General features: G+C 41.3%; 22 protein-coding genes. 14 read left to right on the top strand and 8 right to left on the bottom strand.

Annotated elements, in window-relative coordinates:
• Positions 1 to 391: 391 nt before the first annotated feature.
• From CWC18_RS15695 to priA, 5 genes are all read right to left on the bottom strand, one after another.
• Positions 392 to 766 (bottom strand): gamma-butyrobetaine hydroxylase-like domain-containing protein, encoded by a 375-nt coding sequence (locus tag CWC18_RS15695; protein ID WP_138675651.1) that lies wholly within the window; start codon positions 764 to 766, stop codon positions 392 to 394.
• Between the two features lie 57 nt (positions 767 to 823).
• The gene (hslU, locus tag CWC18_RS15700; protein ID WP_138591872.1) at positions 824 to 2,152 is read right to left on the bottom strand and encodes an HslU--HslV peptidase ATPase subunit; all 1,329 of its coding nucleotides are present in this window, start codon (positions 2,150 to 2,152) and stop codon (positions 824 to 826) included.
• Positions 2,153 to 2,163: 11 nt separating this feature from the next.
• On the bottom strand, positions 2,164 to 2,682 hold the full coding sequence (gene hslV, locus CWC18_RS15705; RefSeq protein WP_119861768.1) for an ATP-dependent protease subunit HslV: 519 nt from the start codon (positions 2,680 to 2,682) through the stop codon (positions 2,164 to 2,166).
• Between the two features lie 78 nt (positions 2,683 to 2,760).
• On the bottom strand, positions 2,761 to 3,303 hold the full coding sequence (locus tag CWC18_RS15710; protein ID WP_138591871.1) for an SPOR domain-containing protein: 543 nt from the start codon (positions 3,301 to 3,303) through the stop codon (positions 2,761 to 2,763).
• Between the two features lie 6 nt (positions 3,304 to 3,309).
• A complete protein-coding gene (priA, locus tag CWC18_RS15715; RefSeq protein WP_138675652.1) occupies positions 3,310 to 5,481 on the bottom strand; it encodes a primosomal protein N' in 2,172 nt (723 codons plus the stop codon).
• Between the two features lie 228 nt (positions 5,482 to 5,709).
• On the opposite strand from priA, the gene rpmE reads away from it, so the two are divergent.
• Both rpmE and CWC18_RS15725 read left to right on the top strand, forming a co-directional pair.
• On the top strand, positions 5,710 to 5,922 hold the full coding sequence (gene rpmE / locus CWC18_RS15720) for a 50S ribosomal protein L31 (protein WP_010366427.1): 213 nt from the start codon (positions 5,710 to 5,712) through the stop codon (positions 5,920 to 5,922).
• A gap of 559 nt (positions 5,923 to 6,481) precedes the next feature.
• On the top strand, positions 6,482 to 7,735 hold the full coding sequence (locus CWC18_RS15725) for a malic enzyme-like NAD(P)-binding protein (protein ID WP_138675653.1): 1,254 nt from the start codon (positions 6,482 to 6,484) through the stop codon (positions 7,733 to 7,735).
• 108 nt (positions 7,736 to 7,843) lie between these two features.
• Here CWC18_RS15725 and CWC18_RS15730 read toward each other — a convergent pair whose 3' ends face one another.
• On the bottom strand, positions 7,844 to 10,294 hold the full coding sequence (locus CWC18_RS15730) for a penicillin-binding protein 1A (protein ID WP_138591868.1): 2,451 nt from the start codon (positions 10,292 to 10,294) through the stop codon (positions 7,844 to 7,846).
• Positions 10,295 to 10,428: 134 nt separating this feature from the next.
• Here CWC18_RS15730 and CWC18_RS15735 point away from each other — a divergent pair, with 134 nt between their 5' ends.
• The 9 genes from CWC18_RS15735 (at position 10,429) to CWC18_RS15775 (ending at position 19,381) form a co-directional block, all read left to right on the top strand.
• Positions 10,429 to 11,508: a pilus assembly protein PilM gene (locus tag CWC18_RS15735; protein ID WP_138591867.1), complete on the top strand. Its 1,080-nt coding sequence runs from the start codon at positions 10,429 to 10,431 to the stop codon at positions 11,506 to 11,508.
• The gene (locus tag CWC18_RS15740; RefSeq protein WP_138591866.1) at positions 11,496 to 12,068 is read left to right on the top strand and encodes a PilN domain-containing protein; all 573 of its coding nucleotides are present in this window, start codon (positions 11,496 to 11,498) and stop codon (positions 12,066 to 12,068) included. The genes CWC18_RS15735 and CWC18_RS15740 overlap by 13 nt, the downstream gene beginning before the upstream one ends.
• A 19-nt stretch (positions 12,069 to 12,087) precedes the next feature.
• Entirely contained in the window at positions 12,088 to 12,693 is a 606-nt protein-coding gene (locus CWC18_RS15745; protein ID WP_138591865.1) for a type 4a pilus biogenesis protein PilO, read from the top strand.
• Positions 12,693 to 13,232 (top strand): pilus assembly protein PilP, encoded by a 540-nt coding sequence (locus tag CWC18_RS15750; RefSeq protein WP_138591911.1) that lies wholly within the window; start codon positions 12,693 to 12,695, stop codon positions 13,230 to 13,232. Before CWC18_RS15745 ends, CWC18_RS15750 begins: the two co-directional genes overlap by 1 nt.
• Before the next feature lie 19 nt (positions 13,233 to 13,251).
• Entirely contained in the window at positions 13,252 to 15,297 is a 2,046-nt protein-coding gene (locus tag CWC18_RS15755) for a type IV pilus secretin PilQ (RefSeq protein WP_138591864.1), read from the top strand.
• Positions 15,298 to 15,459: 162 nt separating this feature from the next.
• Complete coding sequence (gene aroK / locus CWC18_RS15760) at positions 15,460 to 15,978, top strand: shikimate kinase AroK (protein ID WP_010366439.1); 519 nt, start codon at positions 15,460 to 15,462, stop codon at positions 15,976 to 15,978.
• Positions 15,979 to 16,004: 26 nt separating this feature from the next.
• Positions 16,005 to 17,075, top strand: coding sequence for a 3-dehydroquinate synthase (gene aroB, locus CWC18_RS15765; RefSeq protein WP_138591863.1), 1,071 nt, complete (start codon positions 16,005 to 16,007; stop codon positions 17,073 to 17,075).
• Positions 17,075 to 18,496, top strand: a complete 1,422-nt coding sequence (locus CWC18_RS15770) for an AAA family ATPase (RefSeq protein WP_138591862.1) — start codon at positions 17,075 to 17,077, stop codon at positions 18,494 to 18,496. The genes aroB and CWC18_RS15770 overlap by 1 nt, the downstream gene beginning before the upstream one ends.
• A gap of 51 nt (positions 18,497 to 18,547) precedes the next feature.
• Complete coding sequence (locus CWC18_RS15775; RefSeq protein WP_138591861.1) at positions 18,548 to 19,381, top strand: Dam family site-specific DNA-(adenine-N6)-methyltransferase; 834 nt, start codon at positions 18,548 to 18,550, stop codon at positions 19,379 to 19,381.
• Between the two features lie 18 nt (positions 19,382 to 19,399).
• Here CWC18_RS15775 and CWC18_RS15780 read toward each other — a convergent pair whose 3' ends face one another.
• Complete coding sequence (locus tag CWC18_RS15780; RefSeq protein ID WP_138591860.1) at positions 19,400 to 19,579, bottom strand: DUF2970 domain-containing protein; 180 nt, start codon at positions 19,577 to 19,579, stop codon at positions 19,400 to 19,402.
• A gap of 12 nt (positions 19,580 to 19,591) precedes the next feature.
• Positions 19,592 to 19,897 carry a hypothetical protein gene (locus tag CWC18_RS15785; protein ID WP_138591859.1) on the bottom strand — a complete coding sequence of 102 codons (306 nt, stop codon included), beginning with the start codon at positions 19,895 to 19,897 and terminating at the stop codon, positions 19,592 to 19,594.
• A gap of 185 nt (positions 19,898 to 20,082) precedes the next feature.
• Here CWC18_RS15785 and rpe point away from each other — a divergent pair, with 185 nt between their 5' ends.
• From rpe to trpS, 3 genes are read left to right on the top strand one after another with little or no spacing between them, the layout of a single operon-like run.
• Positions 20,083 to 20,766, top strand: coding sequence for a ribulose-phosphate 3-epimerase (rpe, locus tag CWC18_RS15790; RefSeq protein WP_138591858.1), 684 nt, complete (start codon positions 20,083 to 20,085; stop codon positions 20,764 to 20,766).
• A complete protein-coding gene (locus CWC18_RS15795) occupies positions 20,763 to 21,431 on the top strand; it encodes an HAD-IA family hydrolase (protein ID WP_138591857.1) in 669 nt (222 codons plus the stop codon). The genes rpe and CWC18_RS15795 overlap by 4 nt, the downstream gene beginning before the upstream one ends.
• A gap of 22 nt (positions 21,432 to 21,453) precedes the next feature.
• A complete protein-coding gene (trpS, locus tag CWC18_RS15800; protein WP_138591856.1) occupies positions 21,454 to 22,458 on the top strand; it encodes a tryptophan--tRNA ligase in 1,005 nt (334 codons plus the stop codon).
• Positions 22,459 to 22,805 lie beyond the last annotated feature (347 nt).

The following is a 22,805-nucleotide window of genomic DNA, read 5'->3' on the forward strand; positions in this document are numbered from 1 at the left end:
AACTGACTGGCATTAAGCGCAAGGCTGCGTTTTTTTATACCTAAGATAGAGGGGGATATCCGAGCCTTCGATGGGCAGTGCACTGCTTTGGCAGGAAACCAACGATGTTAAGTTAAGTACATAACTTCAGCTCTGGATAAGGGAATTTGCCCAATAAAGCTATTTTCTCACTCTCGGCGTTGCTTTCATTTGTAACAGCTCGCTATTACTGCATAAAAGCGCCTTGATATTGAGCGAAATATCATCATTGGATTGTACATAAGTTTGTTTTCAAAACATTTTCTATTGCAAAACCCTTATCCAAACTTGAGGTTAAATATGTTTTAACTCACACGGAATGCGTGAAGGTTGCCTTGGTATATTTTCAGAACTGGAGGTTTAGGTGTTAAGACTAGGGTATGAACTTAATTGGAACACTGTGAGCTTGTTTGTTATGCTGAGCGACTCTATCACAGTAGGTTTGCCAGTAAGTTGTGTGGTTTACACCTAGCTCTCGTAAGTATTGCCAACTAAACAGGCCTGAATTATGGCCATCATCAAAGCTGAGCCTGACGGCATAATGACCCACCGGGTCAAGCGCTGTGATCGTGACGGCATCTTTATTTAACACGAGCTTACTTTGCTCAGCGCCATGGCCCTGCACTTCAGCAGAAGGTGAGTGTGTGCGCAGGTACTCACAGGGTAATGTGTAAATAACATCGTCGTCAAAGTGAACATCTAGTTTTTTACTTTTACGATGAAAATGTAGTTTCGTAACTAAGTACATAACAATGAGTCCATGATAAAACGGAGCTGAAGCTCCGTTTTATCATACTTGTACTGCTTATAAAATAAAGCGGCTTAAGTCTTCGTCTTGCACTAATGCATCTAGATGCTGTTCAACATACTGTGCATTAATTTCAAGTGCTTCGCCATTGCGCTCCGAAGCATCAAATGAGACTTCTTCCATCAACTTTTCCATGACCGTATGTAAACGACGTGCGCCGATGTTTTCCGTTTTTTCGTTTACACGCCACGCAGCTTCGGCAATACGAGTCAGTGCATCTTCTGTGAAATTAATATCCACTTGTTCTGTTTTCAGTAGCGCTTGCTGTTGCTCTGTTAAAGAGGCATGTGGCTCAGTAAGAATACGCTCAAAGTCTTTTGCTGTTAAGGCTTCAAGCTCAACTCGTATTGGTAATCGACCTTGTAATTCAGGGATCAAATCAGATGGCTTTGACATTTGAAATGCGCCAGATGCAATAAATAAAATATGGTCAGTTTTTACCATACCGTGTTTTGTACTGACGGTTGAGCCTTCAATCAGTGGGAGTAAGTCGCGTTGTACACCTTCACGGCTCACATCTGGGCCTTGTGCTTCACCGCGTTTACAGATTTTGTCAATTTCATCGATAAAGACAATACCATTTTGCTCAACAGCAAAAATAGCTTGCTCTTTAAGCTCTTCAGGGTTAACCATTTTAGCGGCTTCTTCTTCGATAAGTAGCTTAAAGGCATCTTTGATTTTTAGTTTGCGACTTTTCTTTTTCTCACCGGTCATGTTCTGGAACATGCCCTGTAACTGATTGGTCATTTCTTCCATGCCAGGAGGGGCCATGATCTCAACTTGAGGTTGGGTTTCAGCAATATCAATGTCGATTTCTTTGTCATCTAGCTGACCTTCACGTAGTTTTTTACGGAAAACTTGGCGTGTAGAATTGTTTTCCGCGGGCTGTGATTCACCCCACGCATCTTTAGCTGGAGGTAATAATGCATCAAGGATAAGTTCTTCCGCTGCTTCCTCAGCCCTATGTTGATGCTTTTTAGATTGCTGCTCTCGTGTCATTTTAATTGAGATATCAACTAAATCACGGATGATGGTTTCAACTTCTTTACCAACATAACCGACTTCGGTGAACTTCGTTGCTTCTACTTTTAAAAAAGGTGCATTAGCCAGTTTTGCTAAGCGACGTGCAATTTCAGTTTTACCAACACCTGTTGGACCAATCATTAAAATGTTTTTTGGTGTTACTTCAGCACGTAAGTCGTCGTTTAACTGCATACGGCGCCAGCGATTACGTAACGCAATAGCCACGGCCTTTTTCGCTTTATTTTGACCAATAATATGTTGATCTAGTTCGTGGACGATTTCTCTTGGGGTCATTGCGGTCATGGCAATTCCTCTTACAATTCTTCGATAGTTTGGAAGTTGTTGGTAAATACGCAGATATCGCCTGCGATCGTAAGGCTTTTTTCAACAATTTCAACGGCGCTTAAATCGGTATTCTCTAATAATGCAGTGGCTGCTGATTGGGCAAAGTTACCACCGCTACCAATTGCGATTAAGTCGTTTTCAGGTTGCACGACATCACCGTTACCGGTGATGATCAAGGAAGCGGTTTCATCTGCCACAGCAAGCAATGCTTCTAATTTACGCAGAGCTCGGTCACTACGCCAATCTTTGGCCATTTCTACAGCCGCTTTTGTGAGGTGTCCTTGATGCATTTCAAGTTTACTTTCAAAGCGCTCAAATAGAGTAAAAGCATCTGCGGTACCGCCGGCGAATCCAGCAAGTACTTTGCCGTTATATAAGCGGCGTACTTTGCGGGCGTTGCCTTTCATTACGGTATTACCAAGTGACACTTGGCCATCTCCGCCAATAACAACTTTATTGTCACGACGGACGCTTACGATGGTAGTCATAGTATTCCTTAATAGAGAGGCTGTAGGTGCCTCGTATTAAATTTAATTACAGCATAGATGAGGGCGGTTGGACTAAAATCAAGTCCATCCCCAAATAGCACAGCCAACAATGTGGATCCGCTTTAATTTATTTTTGTCACTTTCGGCTTTTCGCTTACTATCATAAGGTCCTAAGCGGACGCGATACCATACTCCGTTACTGCCCTCTGTACGGCGAATTTCTGCAACCAGTCCTGCAAAGGCGATCTTGGCTTTAAGCGCTTCGGCTTCAGAATACTTTCTGAGTGAAGCACATTGCATTTGATAGGGTCCTTTGCGCTTTATTTCTTTTACATCAACCTTTATTTCATGACTTTTAATTTCTTCTAAAAACTCAGGGGGACGTGGTTTTTCAAGTGCGGTTTCTACAGGCTGAGTAATGGGGGGTTGTTTTTGAACTTGTTTCACGTGAACAGGGTCGGCATTAGTTTTGATGTACCAAAGCCCATATATGAATCCGGAAATTAAAACGAGTGCAGCGAACGCTAAAAACACAGGGAACGGTTTACGTTGTGAAACCTGCTTATTGTTTTTGCCTTTATTGCTGTTCGGCTTTCTATTTATATAATCGTGCTGTGCCATAAATTACTAATAGGTATCCGTGGGGTCTACGTCAATGCTCCATCGAATCCTATTTGCTAACTTATGCTCGTTAATATAGTCCATTAGCTGAGCAAGGTAGCTATGCAAAGTAGGTCGTTCTGAGGCTTGAATGTGTAATTGGTATCTGTATTTTCCAGCTACGCGCTCCATAGGAGCAGGCACTGGTCCGAGTAATTGTATACCAGAGTATGGGTGTACAGGAACCAAATCTGCTAAAAAGTCGATTACTATTTTAGAATTAGTCCCTTCAACTCGTACTAATGCTAAATGCGTGTAAGGAGGAAGGGCGGCTTCTTGACGTTCTTGTAAGGCGTATCGGGCGAAATCTTGGTATCCGTTATTGACAAGATCTTGTAATAAAGGATGTTCTGGGAAGTGAGTTTGCAGGAGAACCGTCCCAGGTTCGCCACTTCGTCCTGCACGCCCCGCAACTTGGGTTATCAATTGTGCCATGTGCTCTGTTGCTCTAAAGTCACTCGAGTAGAGGCCGCCATCTACATCTAACATAATAACCAAACTCACATCCGCAAAGTGATGGCCTTTGGCGAGCATTTGTGTTCCAACTAAGATGCGCTTGCCCCCTGCGTTGATGTCTGCAAGTGCGCTTTCTAACGCGCCTTTTTTACGGGTTGAATCTCTGTCGATACGGCTAATAGGGATCTGTGGATAATGCTGTTGTAAAAAATCTTCTAATTGCTCTGTGCCAATCCCAACGGGCATAATTTGGGTGCTGCCACAGTCAGGGCATTGGGCTGGTACGTAGCTTTGCTGTGCACAATGATGACAGACTAAACGTGCCATTGCTTTGTGAAAGGTTGTACTGGCTGAGCAGTGAGAACACTCACTTAACCAACCGCATTCATGGCATAGCAATGTGGGGGCGTAGCCACGACGGTTTAAAAACACCATGACTTGTTTACCGCGCGCCAGCGTGTGCTCGATATATTTAAGAGTGGCAGGCGCAAAACCGCTTTGTTCAGCTTGGCCCTTCATATCGACAAGTAAAAATTGGTTATCTGCTTTTGTTTGTGCTCTTTTTGATAGGGTCAGTAACTGAAACTTTTTATCAATGGCTTTATGCAGTGTTTCTAAGGCGGGAGTAGCTGTGCCTAAGATAAGAGGAATATTTGCACGAGCGCATCGATATACCGCCAAATCGCGAGCATGATAGCGTAAACCGTCTTGTTGTTTAAAAGAACTATCATGTTCTTCATCAACGATGATCATACCCAAATTTGTGAATGGGAGGAAAATACTTGATCGAGTGCCAATGACTAAGGCGCAGCTGCCTTGTTCTGATCTGCGCCATACGTGTAGGCGTTCGTTGTCAGTTAAATTTGAGTGCCATAAATCTATGGGGGTATCAGGGAAGCGACGACGAAAGCGATTAACGGTTTGAGGTGTTAAGCCGATTTCAGGCACCAAAATTAATGCTTGTTGTCCTGAGTTAATGATGTCTTCGAGACATTGTAAATAGACTTCTGTTTTACCACTTCCTGTGATCCCTTCTAATAAAAATGTTTGGTAACCTTGATGTTGGTTAATGACGCTGCAAGCGGCAGCTTGTTCTTCATTTAAGCGAGGCTTAGACGATATTGCTCTTGGTGAAAGCGCCCATTGGGTATCATGTGCTAAATATTGTTTGATAAGGGCCTTTTCTCGTAAGCCATCAATTTGTTGCTTGGTAAAACCTAATGCTTTGAGCTCTGTAATACTTGAAGCGCCAGATGCATGCAATTGCGCTAACAGCGCTTGTTGCTTTTTTGAACGAAGCTTAGGCGTATTTAAGCCTGCATCAGTTAAAGTAACGGTGGCAACGGTCGTTTTGTCGGGGTGTTCACCACTGCGCAGCGCACCAGGTAAAGCAGTAAATAAGGTTTCGCCTAATGGGTGACAGTAGTATTGTGCTGTGAAGCGCAAAAATGCAATATGCTGCGCGGATAACACCGGCTCATTATCAATAATATGTGTGATGGGCTTCATTTTATTTTCGGGTACTTGTGAGTTGCTTTTCAGTGCAACCACCATTGCGACTAAACGTCTATTCGCAAAAGACACCTCGACTCTAGAGCCAACAGATACAGATTGCCCATCGTCTAATTTATAATCAAACGTACGGGGCAGAGGGACCTTAATAGCAACTTCAACAAAAGACATTAAAAACTCACATTCACTCGGATATGATCAATTTACTAGAGGGGCGTCTAAAAACCCAGTTTAAACTGCTTATATGAAAGCAGGTTGGATGAATTTTAGCTAAATAGTGTATTTAGTGCTTGTAGATTGTGCTGTAGTTACATAAAATACGCGTCCAATTATTTGTATAACTACGTATGGTGCCAAACTTCGGGTTTGGAGAGCGATACGGCCTAACCAGAGGTTGCTATGAAAGAAGGTATTCACCCTAAGTACGAAACGATTAACGCATCTTGTTCATGTGGTAATAAATTTGCGACTCGTTCAACGCTATGTAAAGATATTCACCTAGACGTATGTTCTGAGTGTCACCCATTCTATACTGGTAAGCAGAAAATCTTAGACACAGGTGGTCGTGTTGACCGCTTTAACAAGCGTTTTGGTTCTCTTAGCAGTAAATAAGACCACACGTTTGATGAAAGCACCTACGGGTGCTTTTTTTGTGCCTTTAATTTAATAATTTTTCAATCGAGTTAAAGCTCTAATTTATCTTATCTATATTCAATATTGAATTTACCTCATTTCACTTTTCCTCAATAGCTTCTATAGTCGTAGAGAGTACAAGACGACTTTTTTTGCGTACCTTTGTTAGTTTTATGCATAAAAATTCGGTATGCCATTATGTTACTTGTATGCTTATTGTTTTTAAAATTCACTAAAATCTGTTAAATACAGTGAATATCTTGCTTTTATATTTCATCTCGACGTTTTTGAGTGTGGTGGCTAAGCTGGTTTGTTTTTCACTCATCGAAGATGGAATAAAAGCAGGTTTTGAGTGATTTTAGATGAATAAAAGCAGATAAAATAAGTTAAATACCCGTAAAAATCTGTGAAAATGCCTTGAATTAGTAAGTACAGGATTGACCTGATATTGCTTGAATATATTTGCAAACAGGGTATTGTTGACTTAATTGCGGAATTTCACTCTCACTTTTAACTTCTTGCAGGAATATATCGCGTCATGTCAGACTTTCGTGAACAAGCTCTACATTATCATGCTCATCCCGTTCCAGGTAAAATCAGTATTGAACTGACTAAACCAGCGGAAACCGTTAAAGACTTAGCCTTGGCATATAGCCCGGGGGTTGCAGAACCTGTGCGTGAAATCGCCGCCGATCCTGCCAATGCATATAAATATACCGGTAAAGGTAATATGGTTGCAGTGATCAGTAATGGGACTGCTATTTTGGGTTTGGGTAATCTCGGCCCTCTGGCTTCAAAGCCGGTGATGGAAGGAAAAGCGCTATTATTTAAACGTTTTGCGGGATTAGATTCAATTGATATCGAAGTCAAGCATCGTACTACAGAAGACTTCATCAATACGGTCGCTAATATCGCAGACACATTTGGTGGTATCAACTTAGAAGACATCAAAGCCCCTGAGTGCTTTGAAATAGAGAAAGCTTTGATTGAGCGATGTGAAATCCCGGTTTTCCATGATGATCAACATGGTACTGCGATTGTTACTGCGGCTGGTATGCTCAATGCGTTAGAAATTCAGGGTAAAGATATACAAGATGCGATCATCGTATGCTTGGGAGCCGGTGCTGCGGCCATCGCATGTATGGAACTATTAATTAAGTGTGGTGCACAACGTGAGCACATTTATATGCTCGACCGCAAAGGGGTTATTCACACGCGTCGCGACGATTTAAATGAGTATAAACAATTATTTGCTAACAATACGGACAAGCGTACGTTGCAAGATGTGATCTCTGATGCAGATGTATTTGTTGGTGTATCTGGTCCGGATTTATTGTCTGCAGATGACTTAAAGCTCATGGCAGATAAGCCTGTGGTATTTGCATGCTCTAACCCAGATCCAGAGATCAACCCAGAGCTTGCTCATAGCGCACGAGCCGATCTGATTATGGCAACGGGTCGTTCTGATTACCCGAATCAGGTGAATAACGTATTATGCTTCCCATTTATTTTTCGCGGTGCGCTCGATGTGAGGGCGACGGCGATTAATGATGAAATGAAGATTGCTGCGGTTGAAGCCATTCGTAGTATTGCGAAAGAGCCGGTGCCTGAGCAAGTGTTGACTGCGGCTGGCGTTGAGAGCTTGGCGTTTGGTGCACAGTATATTATTCCAAAGCCAATGGACCCACGTTTATTACCACGTATAGCGAAGGCTGTTGCACATGCTGCAATCGAGTCAGGGGTTGCACAAATCGAGCTGCCAGCAAACTATATGGCTGATTTAGAAGCCTAATTCATTGACAGATTAGCCTTGATTCGCATCAATGATTGAAAAGCCAATCAGATAAATGATTGGCTTTTTTTGTATTCCGCTATCATAAGAGGCTTAATAATAAATGGGTTAAAATAACTCATCCTGTATTGGCAAAGGATCATCAAATGGTGTACTTGCGCCTTTGTCTAATACATATTTTGTTGGCACGGTACCTGGCTCAAAATACTCGAAACGACTGGTGTGGTCATTCTTATGACTCAGTAAACCCGTTTTTAAATCAATGCGTACTGAGATTAAACCCGGTGGAGGCTCAATGGGCGCGAGAGGCTGATTGTTAAGCGCTGTGCGCATAAATTCAATCCATGCAGGTTGTGCAGAAATTGCCCCTGATTCGGCTCCTACCAACTGATTTTTCCCAAGGTTGTTATTGTATGATACACGGCCTAGAGGCTTGCTTGCGTCATCAAAGCCAACCCATACCGTGGTTAACACATTGTGATTAAAGCCACTAAACCAGGTATCTATCGATTCGTTAGTGGTGCCTGTTTTACCAGATAAATCTCGGCGTTTTAAATTCTGTGCGCGCCAGCCAGTGCCTGTCCAACCTGTTTTGTGGCGCCAACTGCCCCCACCCCAAATTGCACTGTGCATCGCACTGGATACTAAAAAGGCATTTTGCTCTGAGATCACTTGTGGTGCGCAGGTATGAGCGTTCATTTCTAATTGCTCTTCATCACAGGCGATAAGCGGCTGTGCTGAGCCCAATGTATTACCATAGGCATCTTGAATTTCACTAATAAAGTACGGATCGATTAAGTGCCCGCCATTAGCAAAAGTACTCATTCCTCTGGCCATCTCCAGTGGTGTCATTGCTGCACTGCCGAGCGCCAAGGATTCACTGCGATTAATGTCTTCATCTTGAAAACCAAATTTAAGTAAGTGATCAGCACTCTGATGTAACCCGACACCTTGTAATAACCTCACCGATACAACGTTTTTTGATTGAGCAAGTGCACGGCGAATTCTGATCGGGCCACTGTAAACATCGGGGCTATTTCTTGGACGCCATGCATAGCGCTGGCTTTTATCCCAATGATTGATCGGTGCATCGTTAATAATGGTCGCAAGTGAGTAGTCACTCTCCATAGCTGCAGAATAAATAAAAGGCTTTATGTTTGAGCCAACTTGTCTTTTTGCCTGCGTAGCTCGATTATATTGGCTCTGTGTAAAGCTATAGCCGCCTACTAAGGCTTTTATTCTGCCATCTTGTGGGTCTAATGAAACCAATGCACTTGAAAGGGTAGGATATTGGCTCAATTGCCACTCATTCTGATGCTGTCGTAGCCAAATTTGCATACCGGGTACTAAGATATCATTAGCTGTTTTCGGTGGTAAGCCTTGGCGAGTCTGTGAAATAAAGGCGCGTGCCCAGCTAAGGCCAGCCCACTTTATGGTGTGGTATGCGCCTGATTTAGCCAGTACAGTCGCAGATTGTTCTGAGATACTTGTCACAACCGCAGCATGTAGTGGGGCAATTTCTTTAACGGATTTTAAATGGGCTAATATCGCTTGCTCAGTCCAAGGTGTTTCGCTCTCAAATTGCCACAACGTTTTTTCAGGGCCTCTATAGCCATGACGCATATCGTATTTATGTAAGTTATTGACTAGCGCTTGCTGTGCTGCGGCTTGAATATCTGACTCGACGCTGGTAAATACTCTAAACCCACTATTATAAGCTTTATCAGTTCCATAGCGTTCCACCATATAAGCACGAACCATTTCGGAAATATAAGGCGCGTAAAGCTCGATTTCTGCACCATGGCGCTGTGCGGTGATAGGCGCATTTTTGGCTTTCTCATAGGATGATCTATCTATGTATTTTTCTTTATACATTCTACCTAATACAACATTACGGCGTGCTTTTGCTCGCGTTGCATTACGAATTGGGTTCAGTGCTGAAGGGGCTTTTGGCAGTCCAGCTATCATCGCCATTTGTGGCAATGTGAGTTCATTGAGCTCTTTTCCGTAGTACACCTGCGCAGCTGCACCAATCCCAAATGCCCTATTCCCTAATTCAATTTTATTAAGGTAAAGGGCGAGTATTTCGTCTTTAGAGAGTAGTTGCTCAATATGTAATGCGATAAAGATTTCTTTTACTTTACGGATATACGCTTTTTCACGTGTAAGGAAAAAATTTCGAGCGAGCTGCATGGTAATGGTACTGGCACCTTGTTTTTTTTCACCTGTACTGACTAAGACAATAAAGGAGCGCACAATACCGATAGGATCAATACCAAAATGTTCGTAAAAACGATTGTCTTCAGTGGCGAGTATGGCATCGATAAGGGGTTGTGGAATGTCTTCAATTTTTACCGGAATACGTCGTTTCTCACCAAATTGATTGATGAGCTTGCCGTCTTTAGTAAAAACTTGCATGGGAGTTTGTAATTGTACCTCTTTAAGTACATTTACACTGGGGATATCAGATTTGACATAATAATAAAGACTGAGTAATGTTAACAGACTTAAAATAGTACAAGTGATAAAAAACTGTAAAGCTCTCTTCAATATAGTCACGGAATATTCCCTAGTTAGACTCCCAATTATCGGTAGACACTGCTAGTATATCTTGAATAAAAAATGATTAATAATAATTGTGTGTATAATTATAACTTGTTCATACATAAAACAAAGGATATTAAGCGACAGCCATGCTTAGCAAACTCTTCAAGAAACAGGCACCAATGATGTTCGGTATCGACATTGGCTCACATTGTGCCAAAGCCGTGCTGCTGTCACAGTCAAATGCGGGTTATCGTGTAGAAGCAGTGGCGATTGAACCTATCCCAAAAGGTGCAATATCGGAGCGAGCAATTCAAGATATTGAAGCTATTGGACGAGTTATAAATAAATTAAAAAAACGTTTACCAAAACATACGCAATACGCTGCAGTCGCAGTGTCTGGCCAGTCGGTGATCACTAAAGTAATTTTTATGGATGTCTCATTAACCGATGCTGAATTGGAGTCGCAAATTGCGATCGAAGCTGACAGTCTGATCCCTTATCCACTGGATGAGGTAAGCTTGGACTTTGAGAAAATTTCGGTGAATGAAGCAGATCCTTCGCGGGTCAATGTATTGCTTTCAGCAGCGCGTACCGAAAGTGTTCAAGCACGTGTTGGGGCGCTAGAGGAAGCAGGCTACAATGCGAAAGTCGTTGATGTCGAAAGTTATGCGCTAGGGCGCTCGCTCGATGTTTTGTATGGTCAGTTACCATCTGATGCGTTCGATAAAGTTGTTGCAATCATTGATATTGGTGCAGTGATCACACTGGTCAGCGTGCTCCAATCTGGCAAAGCCATTTATACTAGAGATCAAGTGTTTGGCGGGGAGCAATATACCAATAGTATTGTTGCCTACTACAATAAAAGCTTTGATGAAGCCGAAATTGCAAAAACAACCGGTGATTTACCTCCTAACTACACGTTTGAAGTATTAGCGCCATTTCAAACTGCATTGTTGCAGCAAGTGCGCAGAGCGGTGCAGATGTTTATGACGACCAGTGGAAAAGACCATGTAGACTATGTTGTATTAACTGGCGGCACAGCTTTAGTTGAGGGGTTAGATAGATTATTGGTAGATGAGTTAGGCATTCACACGATTGTTGCAGATCCTTTTGTGGACATGGAAGTGTCTCCCAAAGTGGATAGAAATGTACTGCAAAGGCATAAGCCCCAATTCGCTATTGCCACAGGGCTCGCATTGAGGAGCTTTACATCATGCCACATATAAATTTATTGCCATGGCGCGAACAGCAGCGTCAGGCTTCACAACAAAAGTTTCTAACCATTATTGGTTTAATTGTTGGGGTTGTTTTTTTAGTGATGTACTTTATAGGTGCATTTTATGATGGTCTGACTGCAGGTCAGAACATCAAAAATAATTACTTGAAAACAGAAATTACTAAATTAGACACTCGGATTGTTGCAATTAATGATTTAAATAAGAAAAAAGATAATTTGCAACGTCGTATTCAACTGATTGAAGAATTACAAAGTAACCGAAATTTGGGCACTCAGATTATTGATGAGATCACTCGTGTCGTGCCTGCTGGGATATACCTCACCAGTTTAGAAAGGCAGGGTAACTTATTGAAGGTGATAGGGCGCAGTGAATCTAATAATCGTTTATCACAAATGTTAAGACAAGTAGAAGCATCCTATTTACTTGAGCGTCCGGTAATACAGGGTATTGTCGCTGGAGAGCAGCGCTCAAGATTATTAAGTGATTTTACCATGCATTTTTATGTGAAATCGTTTAAGCAAATTGAAGCATCTCAGCGTGAGCAGTAATTTAAAGGCGGCTTAAAGAGTGAATTTTGATCTTAAATCATTACAAGATATCGATTGGAATGAGATTGAATTAGATAACATTGGTGAATGGCCGTTTGCGGTTAAGGTGCTGTGTTGTGTATTGGTGGTGGTGATCACACTTGCGGTGGGGTATAGCTTATTAGTATCGACGTCGATTAGCCGATATGATGGTGCGGTTAATGCTGAACAGGAATTAAGAACAAGTTATAGAATTAAATATGCGCGAGCGAATAACTTAGATTTATATCGTCAGCAGATGGTTGATATGGAAGAGCAATTTTCCCAACTGTTAAGGCGGTTACCGACGTCAAATGAGACTCCCGGGTTACTCGATGATTTAACTTATGTCGGTACATCGAGCGGCCTCACGTTTTTGAAAATAGGTTGGTTACCTGAAATTAAAAAAGAATTTTACACTGAATTACCTATTAAACTTGAGATTGTTGGGACCTATCATGAGTTTGGTGAGTTTGTGAGTAAAGTGGCTGAGTTACCGCGTATTGTGAGTCTGCATGACTTTCAAATTGAAAATGCGGGCAATAATAACTTGGTGTTTAGTGTGGTGGCTAAAACCTATCGCTATGAGCAAGAGGGGCGTAAGTGATGAATCGACTTGCTTGGATAGTGATAGGAGCGTCGTTGCTGAGCGCATGTAATGACGACACTGCGGAACAAAAAGAGTTTATTGACCAAATACAGGCGAGCGCGACACCTAAGGTAGAACCAATCCCGAAAATGCGTGAATTTACGCACTTTTCTTATGATGCGGTGAATTTCAGGAGTCCATTTGTGGCCCCTGAACCTGAGGTGATTGAAAGTAAAATGGTACAGGTGCGCAACTGTTTGCACCCGGATCCAAACAGGGCAAGAGGTCCCTTAGAAAAGTACCCGCTAGATAACTTAGAGATGAAAGGGACGATTGCCACGGCGAATGTGATATGGGCGTTAATTAAAGCATCGGATCAAGGGTTATACAGAATAAAGCAAGGCGAATATATGGGCCTCTATCATGGTGAGGTCGTTAGCGTGAACCCTGACCATATTGAACTATTAGAGTTAATTCCTGACGGGACAGGTTGCTGGAAAGAGCGTCTAACAAAAGTAGAAATACACGAATCAGAAGAAACTGGTACAGGTGAATAACAATAAAGGTAACATTATTATGGCTCGTAAGAGTTTGAATTTTGGCTTCAGGGCAACGATCTATGGGATTTTGCTAGCACTATCAGGGTTAGTTCAGGCTGTGCCTATGCTCTATGATGTTCGTTATAACCCAGTTCCAGATAAAGAAACTGAATTGCAGTTTGTGTTTGATGAACAACTTGATATTGAACCGACCGTCACAGTGTTAAATTCACCTGCTCGGCTTGCACTATTTTTTCCAAATGCTGAATTTGAAGAGAGCTTGAAGTCGTTAGCTGTCAATAAAGCTGGCATACAGGTTATTGAAAGCAGAATGGAAGAAAAGGGTTTTACGTTAACAGTCGTTATGGACAAGCTCAAGCTTTATAAAACTAGAGTGAAGAACAATCTAGTTTATTTGCAGGTGTCGGATAATCCAATAGCTACAGATATGATAAGTGAAGCGACCTCTTCAGTTGCCACTCATATCAACACCATTCAATCTATAGATTTTCGCCGCGGGGAAAAGGGGGAAGCAAAAGTATTGGCTTTTTTGCAAAGTGCCCAAGCAGCAATAAATGTTCAAGAGCGTGGTGGTAAGATCATTGCTGATTTTCACCACACGGCGATTTTAGATGAGTTACTTTATGAATTAGATGTTTTAGATTTTGGCACGGTTGTGAGTAAAATTGAAACATTTAAAGAAGAAAACAGCAGCCGCTTAGTCATTGAACCTAACAGTGCATTCAAATACACCTATCAGCAACTGGATAATATTTTTACTCTAACGGTCGAGAAGGATACCGAGCAGCAAGTTTTCGGACAGAAAAAAGAATATCAAGGTCAGCCGATAACGCTTAATTTTCAAGATATTCCTGTGCGCTCTGTACTGCAAATAATTGCTGATACCAATAATTTTAACTTGGTCACGAGTGATTCTGTCAGTGGTAATATTACCTTACGACTAGATGGCGTGCCCTGGGATCAGGCGTTAGATGTGGTATTGCGAGTAAAAGGGCTTGATAAAAGAATGGAGGGCTCTATTTTAATGGTTGCTCCTTCTGAAGAGTTGGCAGCGCGAGAAGCGAAAGAGTTACAAGCGCGCAAGCAAGTTGAAGAGCTTGAGCCTCTGTATAGCGAGTATATTCAATTAAACTATGCTAAAGCAGAAGAGTTCGCTGATTTACTAAAAACAGATATAAACAGTATTGTGAGTGACCGTGGCAGTGTATCGGTCGATAATCGCACCAATACATTATTAATTAAAGATAGTGCGCGCAGCATAGAAAGTATTCGTCGCATGGTTGAGACATTAGATGTACCGGTTAAGCAAGTGCGCATTGAGTCTCGGATGGTGACGGTTAAAGACAACGTACAGGAGGATATTGGTATACGTTGGGGATTTAGTGATCAGCAAGGTTCTGATGCGATTTCTGGCTCATTGGAAGGGGCTGATTCTTTATCTAATGGAACCATACCTGATTTTACTAATCGCTTAAATGTTAACTTACCCGTTTCGGGACTATCTGCTGGGCGTATTGGTGTACACATAGCAAAGTTAGCTGATGGGACGTTAATAGATCTTGAGTTATCGGCATTAGAGCAAGAGAATAAAGGTGAAATCATTGCTACGCCAAGCATTACCACGGCGAATCAAAAGAAAGCACGGATTGAGCAGGGTACTGAAATCCCATACGTTGAAGCTGCGTCGAGTGGTGCAACGTCAGTCAGCTTTAAAAAAGCGGTGTTAAGTTTAGAAGTAACGCCACAAATCACACCGGATAACAAAATTATACTAGACTTGATCATTACGCAGGATACTCGAGGTGATAATGTTCAAACACCAAGTGGTCCTGCTGTTGCGATTAATACACAGCAGATCAAAACACAGGTTTTAGTGGAGAATGGTCAAACTGTGGTACTTGGTGGGATATATCAACAAGAAATAACCAGTGCAGTGAGTAAAATTCCATTGTTAGGGGATATCCCTTACGTGGGAATGTTATTTAGAAATACTCGTGAAATAAACGAGAAGAAAGAATTATTGATATTTGTGACCCCAAAAATAATGCTAGATGGTCAGTAATTGTCTAGTAATCCGCTGATTTCAGGTCTAGTAGATGCTTTTTATACTATTTGACTTGAAATCGTTCACGAATTACTGAGATAATCCCCTCCTTAATTTTGGGGCCAGGTCGTTAGGCGGGGTTTTATTTCAAATTTTAGAGTTCGTTAGTACTAAAAAGATATGGCTGAGAAACGTAATATATTTCTAGTGGGCCCGATGGGGGCTGGTAAGAGCACGATTGGTCGACACCTTGCTGATCAATTACACCTTGAATTTGTAGACTCGGATCAAGAAATTGAACGCCGTACTGGCGCAGACATTGCGTGGGTGTTTGATCTTGAAGGTGAAGATGGGTTTAGAGTGCGCGAAGAAGGCGTAATTTCTGACCTAACCGAGATGCAAGGCATTGTTTTGGCGACGGGCGGTGGTTCAGTAGTCAGCAAAGAGGTGCGCAATAAGTTATCTGCGCGCGGTATTGTTGTTTACTTAGAAACTCCTATCGAGAAACAAGTTGCTCGTACACAGCGTGACAAGCGTCGTCCACTTTTACAAACCGAGGAAGCGCCAAGAGATGTTCTTGAGCGTTTGGCAGAAGAGCGAGAACCACTTTATAAAGAAGTGGCTGATCATATTGTTCGCACAGACGAGCAAAGCGCAAAAGTAGTTGCTAATCAAATTATAGATAAACTAGATTTCTAGTTAAATGACCAATCTGAGAGGGATAAATGCTTGAACTAAAAGTTGAATTGAACGAGCGTAGTTATCCCATTTATATTGGTCAAAATCTGTTATCAGATAGTCGACAGTTACAGCATTATGTTGGAACATGTCGACCTGTTATTGTCACTAACCAAACGGTTGCACCATTGTATTTAGATGGGCTACTGGACAGTTTGGCTAAGTGTGCGCCTTTACATATTGTTTTACCTGATGGTGAGCAATATAAAACCTTAGAGTACTTTGAGCAGGTTTCAGCTTTTTTGTTGGAAAACAATTGCGGCAGGGACACATGCTTAATTGCTTTAGGTGGGGGAGTCATTGGTGACTTAACAGGCTTTGTCGCTGCGTGTTATCAGCGTGGTGTACCCTTTATTCAAATTCCAACCACGTTACTTTCTCAAGTAGATTCATCCGTTGGTGGGAAAACCGCAGTTAATCATCCATTAGGTAAAAATATGATAGGGGCTTTTTATCAACCAAAAGCCGTTTTTATCGATACCGATACTTTGAGCACCTTACCTGCACGAGAGTTTGCAGCAGGCATGGCTGAAGTAATCAAATATGGTTTGATTTATGACATCGACTTTCTCAGTTACCTTGAGGAACATCATACTCAGCTTAAATCGCATGAAGTACATTCACTGACTAAAGTAATTTACCGGTGTTGCCAAATTAAAGCTGAAATTGTTGCACAGGATGAGAAAGAAGCTGGCCTGCGTGCATTACTGAATTTAGGTCATACATTTGGCCATGCCATAGAGGCACAAATGGGCTATGGTAAGTGGCTACATGGTGAGGCGGTATCAGCAGGGATGATGCTTGCTGCGAAGCTTGCTTACCAGCGCAATGCATTGAGTAGCGAAGAAGTGGACAGAATTACGACGCTCCTTGGACTATATGATTTACCGATCTCTATTCCTGATAGTATGACCAGCGCTGAATTTTTATTACATATGCGTAAAGACAAGAAAAATAAGCAAGGCCGTATTCGATTTATTGTGCCGACAAAGCTGGGAGAATGTGCGTTAGTAGATGATGTGTCAGACGACGCGGTGAGCACACTTATAGGGCGCTAATGCAATCTCAAATATTGCCCAGCAGAGCTGCTTTAGTAAATCGAATTGAATTACAATATGAGTACGGGCAAAACCTCATTTGTTTGATTGGAGCCTCTGGATTAGGGAAAAGCTATTTAGCTGAGTCGTTTATCACCGATAAGTATCCAGAGTTTAATAAAGCTTTTATTAAGCTATCTGCACATACTAAAGACAGTGAGCTCACTGTCCAACTTTTACAACATAGTTTTCGTTCTCCCCTTATCGATCAAACTCTGTCATTAAGTGATAATTTCATCAGTTTGCATAGTGAATCTAGTTCAGGACCATGCTTATGGGTGTTAGATGGCGCTAGGCACTTATCTGATGAAATGGTTGCAGAGTTACAAAAGCTTGCAAAACAGACGGTAGAAAAAGTTTATATTCTAATTACCGCTCAATCACCGATGATGGTACCACAAGCATTAGATTTGCATTTAGAGCCTTTATCGCTCTTAGAGTCTAAAGCGTTGATGAAAATGTTCTTTTCGCAATTACCTGTTGAAGAGGACCCTATTTTTCAAGCTTTCCTAAATGAATCTCATGGAAATCCCGCGGTATTATTAGATTGGCGTTCTGAAGAGCAGCAACTAGAACAACCCAAACCAAGTAAATATGCGAAAGCACAGTGGCACCTTTCTCTGCTGACTGTTTTGTTGGCATTGCTGATGATTGCGTTTGTTTATAAAAAAGAGATCAGCGAATTAGTACCTGATAAGAGTGGGCAGTCAGTGATTGATACAGTTCTCTCTAGTGAGCTAGTTTTTACAGCAAAGGCTGCCAATGTGGTTGCTGTACCAAGTGTGCAAGAAGTCGCATCGACTGTTGAGCTAGACGCGATTAATGATGAAGATCAACCTTTAATCGTTGTTAATGATATACCAGAGGTAGTACAAAATATTGGTTCTGGTCAGCGTCGCGTGGCTGCGGTGCTATCTGCGTTGACAGAAACACTTGATGATGAAGTCAGTGAGGATGAGGTTGAAAGTAATTTAGCAAAAGGTACCTTAGAAGTTAATAAATCGATTGAGCCACCTGTGCTGAAAGACGTTGAAACGAAAAGAGACATTATTAGTTCTGAAAATATCGTTTCTGCGGAACATTCTCACCTAAGTTTATTGGCACAAGCCGATACTAACTGGGCTATTCAACTCTTAGCTGTCAAAGACAAGGTAATTGCTGATGGCTTTATTACAAAAAATACACCGCGAATATCGCATCTAGAAATATATGGTACTCGTCGTTCAGAAGCTCTTTGGTGGATTGTTGTGCAAAGTGGTTTTACGACATTAGAGAGTGCAAAGCAAGCGAAGGCACAATTACCAAATGATATACTGGCCGGACAACCTTTTTTCAAAAAGCAGACTAAAATCAAGCAAGAAATTACTGAGTTTGCTCGGTAATTATCAGCTTTTAGTGTAAAATCGCGCAACTTCAAAATAATTAGAGTTTGTATGCAACAAAAGACCCGGGCCTTTTTAAAGTGGGCAGGTGGAAAATATAGTTTGGTTGAGAGCATAGCACAGCGTTTATCGTTGGCGAGCCGTGACGCCGATACTTTAGTGGAACCTTTTGTTGGTGCTGGTTCGGTGTTTCTTAATACCGATTTTAAACACTATATTCTGAACGACATTAATGCTGATTTAATTAATTTGTATAATGAATTAAAACAACAACCAGATGAATTTGTGAGTGATGCACGAAAGCTGTTTGTTGATTTTAATAACCATACAGATGCTTACTATGAATATAGGAAGCAATTTAACAGCAGTGTTGATATTTATGAGCGTGCTATTTTATTTTTGTATATGAATCGACATGGATACAATGGCTTATGCCGGTATAATTTAAAGGGTATTTTTAACGTACCTTTTGGAAAGTACAAGAAGCCATACTTTCCTGAAAAAGAGCTGTATAGCTTTGCCGAAAAAGCGCAAACGGCCACATTTACGTGCCATGGCTATGCGCAGGTTTTCAAAAGCATTCCAAATAATGCCGTCGTTTATTGTGACCCACCATATGTTCCACTGAGTAAAACGGCCTCTTTTACTTCGTATGCAAAAGGTGGATTTGATTTAAACGATCAAGCGACCTTGGCAAACTTAGCTGAAACGACGGCATTTGAGCGATCTACGCCAGTTTTGATATCAAATCATGACACCGTTTGGACACGCAAGATTTACAGTCAAGCAAAGTTAGATGCAATCCAGGTAAAGAGGACAATTAGCCCTAAAGGGACTGGTAGAACAAAAGTTAATGAATTGATGGCACTATACTGCAATATATAAAGTGTCTTTTAGCGTTGATTAATGCAAAACATACTGCACAATCAGTGCAATGCTTATAATAAAACTGATTACCACTATAATACCGACGACTATAAATGGTAAAAAGGAACTTGTGTTAAAGTCGTGCTGGTACTTACCACGACTTTGAACACCAAAAATGGCAGCAAGTACACTTTGTATGATACTTAGCAGCTGCAAAATTGTGCCCTTTTAAAGTGGAGGAGTGAAACCATCGCTGCTAGAACTGGACTCTTTAGAGCCTAGTAAAAGTTCTAAAAGATCTAAGTAATGAAACTGGGCGCTACTGCTTTTTCCAGATAGCCATGCATACCAACTTGTATGGGCATCTCGCTTGCAGGCTAGTATTTTAGAAGATGATATTTGATGAGAGGCATTGCAGGTGCAATTTTTATAAAGTGAGTCTGTTGTTTGGGAGTTATCGTAGGATATCGCCCCTACAGATATAACAGCAATTGCTGAAAGCCCAAGCATCCGTGTTTTTAGTCGACTCAACATAATAACTACTCCTAATCCCTTTTATTCTTAAATAATACACAATAAATGTTCATAAAACAAACACAATTAGACGCCATCACAGCTTTAATCGTTATGCCATAACTAAGCGCTTATTTTTGTTGGGTTCATAGCATTAATTACGGTAAAGTTAACCAAAAAGTTAGTAACTTTAGGATGTACTTATTTTGTCTCAAGAAACTGAATACCTAATAGCGCCTTCTATTCTATCAGCTGATTTCGCAAGGCTTGGCGAAGATGTGGAACGTGTTCTTCATGCTGGCGCAGATGTGGTCCATTTTGATGTCATGGATAACCACTATGTGCCCAATTTAACGATAGGCCCAATGGTTTGCAAAGCGTTAAGAGAGTTTGGGATCACAGCTCCCATTGATGTACATTTGATGGTTAAGCCCGTTGATAGTTTGATCCCTGATTTTGCTAAAGCAGGCGCAAGCATTATTACTTTTCATCCAGAGGCGAGTGAACATATAGATAGGACGCTCAGTTTGATTAAAGAGCACGGCTGTAAAGCTGGGCTTGTTTTTAACCCTGCAACACCATTACATTATTTAAATCACGTAATGCATAAGTTAGATGTGATTTTACTCATGTCAGTTAATCCAGGGTTTGGTGGGCAAAGTTTTATACCTGAAACGATTGATAAACTAAAGCAAGTTAAAGCACTCATCACAGCGTCTGGTTGTGACATTCGTTTAGAAGTGGATGGCGGTATAAAAGTAGAAAACATTGCTGAAGTCGCAGCCGCAGGCGCCGATATGTTTGTTGCGGGTTCTGCCATATTTAATGAACCGGATTATAAAGTGGTTATAGACCAAATGCGTGATAAATTAGCTAAGGTAGGGGCATGAGTTATCAAGGTGTATTGTTTGATTTAGATGGAACTTTAGTCGATAGCGTAGAGGATATGTATATGGCATTAAATCTCACGCTAACCGAGGTGGCGTACCCTATCGTCAGTTACGCACAGGTTAAAACATGGGTGGGTAATGGCATAAGCATGTTAGTTAAGCGAGGCCTGACAGGTGACATACAGGTTAACCCCGATTTGAATCAATCACTTGTTGATAATTCAATTGTCCGGTTTAAACAGCACTATCATGATATTGTAGGGAATTACGCCGCGTTATATGCCCATGTGGAAACAGGCTTATCGGCGTTGGCGCACCTTCCAAAAGCACTAGTAACCAATAAAGACAGAGTTTTTACTGAGTTATTGTTGAGTAAACTAAAACTGAACCATCACTTTGATGTATTGGTTTGTGGTGATGATACTGATAAAAAGCCAAACCCTAAACCCCTGTTCATGGCGTGTAAATCTCTAGGTCTCTCTGTTAGTGATGTGCTTATGGTGGGAGATTCAAAAAGTGATATATTGGCAGCAAAAAATGCCAAGGTAGACGTAATTGCAGTGAAGTACGGTTACAATCAAGGGTGTAATTTAGAAGATTTTGATCCAGAGTACCTCTGTGAGGGATTCTTAGATATAATCCCTATTTTAAACAAGCGAAACTAATATTTAGATATAAAGGAACATCATGAGTAAACCAGTAGTGTTGAGTGGCATGCAGCCAACGGGTGGTATGACGATAGGCAATTATGTTGGCGCAATTAACCAGTGGCTTAACTTACAAGAAAATCATGAAAGTTACTTTATGCTTGCTGATCTTCATGCCATTACAGTGCGTCAAAAACCGGAAGAGCTCCGAGAGCGTGTATTGAACGGCATTGCACTTTATGTTGCTTGTGGTATTGACCCTGAAAAGGCGGCTTTATTTGTCCAGTCCCAGGTGTCTGAACATGCCCAGTTGGGTTGGGTGCTAAACTGTTATGCACAAATGGGTGAGCTTAATCGTATGACACAGTTCAAAGATAAGTCAGCAAAACATGCGAATAATATTAATGTTGGCTTGTTCTCGTATCCAGCACTTCAGGCAGCAGATATATTACTGTATCAAGCAGCGCAAGTGCCTGTTGGAGAAGATCAGAAGCAGCATTTAGAATTAACCAGAGATATTGCAACGCGTTTTAATAACCTATACGGTGAGGTATTCAAACTACCTGAACCATATATACCAGAGTTGGGTGCTCGGGTGATGAGCTTGCAAGATCCTGTGAAGAAAATGTCTAAATCAGATGATAATCCCAATGCATTTATCATGATGTTAGACGAACCGAAAAAAATTGAGAAAAAGCTTAAAAAAGCGGTAACAGATTCAGACGAACAGGCGCGGATCTATTTTGATCGGTCAGAAAAACCAGGTGTATCTAATTTACTAACATTACTTTCAGTTGCAACTAAGCGATCCGTTGCAGATCTAGTGCCTGAATATGATGATAAAATGTATGGCCATTTAAAGAAAGATACAGCCGACGCAGTTGTAGCAATGATTGAGCCTATTCAAACTCGTTTTAAGGAGATCCGTGAAGATCAAAACCGTCTTGACGAGATTATGCGAAGTGGCGCGGAAAAAGCGCAAGCGCAAGCGCAAACAACATTAAAGGCAGTATATGATGCTGTTGGTTTTATTCCTCGTTCATAATATGTCATATAAAATATAAATTTGAGCCGGATCGCAATGACGCGTTCCGGCTTTTTTGTTTAAGTTGTTTATACTAGAAAAGACATGATGTGGTTAAATACAATTTTTGAGTGTGTTTTTTATACAAAACTCAAGGGTTATGGGTCTTTTTGAGTGTTATTTGTTCGCTTGATTGTTTTTTTTAATTTTTACCTTAAAAAAGGCTTGATCAAAAAAAGGATCGCCCTATAATGCGACCCCACTGACACGGAGCAACACGCTGAAAAGCAAATTAAAACGAGTCAGCGTCAAGTAAAACTTAGGTTTAAAATTTTTTTAAATCAAGTATTGACAAAAAAATAGGAAAG

It is taken from the genome of Pseudoalteromonas aurantia (assembly GCF_005886875.1).
Lineage (GTDB): Bacteria > Pseudomonadota > Gammaproteobacteria > Enterobacterales > Alteromonadaceae > Pseudoalteromonas > Pseudoalteromonas aurantia_A.